Raw genomic sequence first — 750 nt, forward strand, 5'->3', positions numbered from 1 at the left:
AGGAAATGCTAACATTCAGGTGTTTTAAAACATCAATCGGATAAAAATGGATTATATAATCATTCCTTTCAATGAATAATCTTAAACTCTTTTATGACGCCTCTTCACTTGCACATAGGCCATCTAGATGTCTAATGGGATGTCATAAAATTGCATCTGCTAGGGAATACAAGTTCTTACATGTTCTTACATGCGATGGTAGTTCCCTTGATAATCTTTTATTAGGATTTTAAAACATACCTAAATCAGGTTCATTAAAAAGGGTAGGATACTCTTGTTCTAGCGGTAAACGAAGCTCGTCATCTAGTTCTGCCTTATAAAGTGTTTTCACTTTAGAAAGCTCGCCAGGCGATAAACCAAAAGCTCCTCTAAGGTCAGCCACTCTAAGGTCAGCCCCTTTAAGGCAAGCAAACACAAATTTAACCCCTTCAAAATAAGCTCCTATAAGGTAAGTCTCTTCAAGATGAGTAACTCCAAGTAAAGCTCCTTCAAGATGAGTTCCTGTAAGGTTAGCTTTTTCAAGGTGAGCTTCTGAAAGGTTAGCTTTTTCGAGGTGAGCATCTGAAAGGTTAGCCTTTTCAAGATGAGCACCTATCAGTTCTACGCCTTTCAAAGTGGTTTTACTTAGATCAAGACTTTTAGATTCCCTTTGTTTATATGTATAGTTGCGTCGTATCCTCTTCAAATTTAAGGGATTTTCAACCGCATAAAAAATATAATAGTTTTTCCATTTTCCCTTATCATATTTTG

Annotated in this window: 1 protein-coding gene; it reads right to left on the bottom strand. The window is 36.3% G+C overall.

Annotated elements, in window-relative coordinates; translation table 11 throughout:
* Positions 1-229: 229 nt before the first annotated feature.
* The coding region (locus tag ASJ81_RS14505) for a pentapeptide repeat-containing protein (protein ID WP_141241745.1) at positions 230-750 on the bottom strand (521 nt) is incomplete at its 5' end.

Origin of the sequence: Methanosarcina spelaei (assembly GCF_002287235.1) — an archaeon.
GTDB lineage: Archaea > Halobacteriota > Methanosarcinia > Methanosarcinales > Methanosarcinaceae > Methanosarcina > Methanosarcina spelaei.